Source organism: Streptomyces spiralis (genome assembly GCF_014654675.1).
Classification (GTDB): domain Bacteria; phylum Actinomycetota; class Actinomycetes; order Streptomycetales; family Streptomycetaceae; genus Streptomyces; species Streptomyces spiralis.
This window is the reverse complement of the sequence record NZ_BNBC01000130.1, coordinates 1-1747: the sequence shown is the minus strand read 5'-3', so window position 1 is coordinate 1747 and position 1747 is coordinate 1. Positions and strand designations below refer to the sequence as shown.

The window sequence follows — 1747 nt, the reverse complement described above, 5'->3', positions numbered from 1 at the left end:
GTCTGGGCGTCGGGATAGCTCGCGGTCACGTTCCAGGTCGCCATCACCTTCTCCGGCGAGGGAACCTTCATCGTCACCGTCCAGTTGCTGGAGCCGCTGACCGAGACGTTCAGGTTGTACCGGTCGCTCCACGACTGGCCCGCAGAGAGGGTCGCGGTGCAGCCGCCGCCGGTGCCGCCACCGCCGCCTCCGCCGCCGGAGTCCGTGCCGCCGACCGTGATGTTGGAGTTGCCGCTGCTCTGGTAGCCCTCGGTCGCCAGGATCATGTAGTTGAAGGAGCCCAGGTTCATGCCGTGGCTCGCCCAGGCGTCGAAGTGGTTGCCGGTGGTGATGGTGCCGCCGGTCCGCTTGGACTGCCGCACGCTCCAGTACTGGTTGAAGGTCTTGGTGCCCTCGATGGAGGGGGCGTTGTAGCGGGTGGTCTCGTAGATGTCGTACGTGCCGCCGTCGCTGGTGACCGTGCCCTTGTACGTCCCGGTGGGCCGGTAGGTGCCCCAGTTGTCGACGATGTAGTACTCGACGAGCGGGTTGGTCGTCCACCCGTACAGGGACAGGTACGCGTTGCCGGAGGGGTTGAAGCTTCCGGAGTAGGTCACCGCCTTGCGGCCGCCGGTGCTCCAGCCCTTGCCGGCGACGAAGTTGCCGGTGTTGCTCCATGAGGTGCTGTAGTTGCCGCCGGAGCCCATGTTCATGGAGACGGTGCCCTGACTGTCCGTCCAGAACGAGTAGTAGTACCCGTTGTTGGTGCCGGTCTGGTTGGACGTGATCGTCGTGTCGGCACTGGCGGCGCCGGGCAGCAGCATGGCCGCCATGGCGGCCAGCGCGATGGCCCAGGCGGCTCTGACGAGCAGTCTGAGACGGCCGCCGCGACGGCCCTTGGGATGCGCGAGCGCGTTCATGTCCGTGCTTCCTCCTCGCTTCCGCTGGTGAGGTGTCGTCGAGTGTTGATCTGCCCCTGACAACTGTCAACAGTTTCGGCACGAATTTCGAAAGCTTCGCCGATCGAATCCCGGCCCCGGCAAGCCATTTACACAGCTCATTCCGGCCAAGCTTCGGGACTGGCGATCAAGACGACACAGGAGCCCCAATTTCTTGATCGGAATCAGGGTTCTCGATGTCGAAACTTTCGATCCTGTTAACGACCGCTGACAGTACGAAACCCGGCCAGCCCCGTAGTTACGAGGGTCGGCCGGGCCGGTGTGCGCGTCCGTGGCGGCGGGTCTCCGCCCGCACGGCTTACCGGCGCTCCACAGGCTGATGCCGCCGGTCCGGCGGCCGGCCGCTCCCCTGTGCCGGCCGTATTGGTATGCACCAGAGCCCGCACGAGGGCCGTACCGGAGCTTCGTACGGCACCGGGTCATCCGATCGGATGACCTTGCCGTCGTCCGTCCCGCTTTGGGGGACGAGCCGGAACGCTGACGGGTGGGCGGTGTCTTCGGCCCGAGGCTGGAGGCACGGCGCGACGAGCGCGCCTGGACGTGACACGACAGGGAGTAGCCCGCGAATGCAGCACAAGGCCGGGAAGTTCTCCACCCGCGCCAAGGTCGTCACCTGCGCGGCGGCCCTCGCGGCGGTCGGAGCCGGGGTGACCGGCGCCGTCTCCGCCTCCGCCGACACCACGGCCGCCGCACCGGCCGCCGCCGTGACCGGCGTCAAGGACAAGGCCACGGCCACCACCGACCACCTCACGATCCAGGCCGCCACCGACGCCGCCCAGGCCGCACTGAAGGCCGCCCAGAAGGAAGGC

Annotated in this window: 1 protein-coding gene and 1 pseudogene; one reads left to right on the top strand and one right to left on the bottom strand. The window is 67.5% G+C overall.

Annotated elements, in window-relative coordinates; all coding sequences use genetic code 11:
• A partial coding sequence (gene xynA / locus IE318_RS44305; RefSeq protein ID WP_229904223.1) for an endo-1,4-beta-xylanase XynA occupies nt 1–899 on the bottom strand: 899 nt, incomplete at its 3' end.
• 605 nt (nt 900–1504) lie between these two features.
• On the opposite strand from xynA, the pseudogene IE318_RS44300 reads away from it, so the two are divergent.
• Nucleotides 1505–1747 (top strand): annotated as a pseudogene (locus tag IE318_RS44300) (heme-binding protein); the annotation flags it as partial.